Raw genomic sequence first — 261 nt, forward strand, 5'->3', positions numbered from 1 at the left:
ACTAAGAATTCTGCATATGAAAGGGCGTTTGCCCGTTGTTGAGTTGGCAAAGCAGGTCAACCTAACGACGTCCCCTTGTTCTGATAGATTGAAGCGATTGGAAAAAGAAGGCTATATAACGGGCTACCATGCCGAGCTCTGTTCAGAAAAGCTGGGACTCGATGTCCAGGTCTTTATCCATATTCGTCTCGACCAGACCAGCTTTTCGATTTTCGATAAATTCGCCCAAGCGGTTGAAATGATGCCTGAGGTGGAAGAGTG

At 46.7% G+C, this 261-nt stretch carries 1 protein-coding gene; it reads left to right on the forward strand.

What is annotated here, in order from left to right; translation table 11 throughout:
• A partial coding sequence (locus tag AB4512_RS22510) for an Lrp/AsnC family transcriptional regulator (protein ID WP_372175757.1) occupies positions 1-261 on the forward strand: 261 nt, incomplete at both ends.

The organism is Vibrio sp. 10N.222.52.B7 (assembly GCF_041474275.1).
GTDB lineage: Bacteria > Pseudomonadota > Gammaproteobacteria > Enterobacterales > Vibrionaceae > Vibrio > Vibrio crassostreae_C.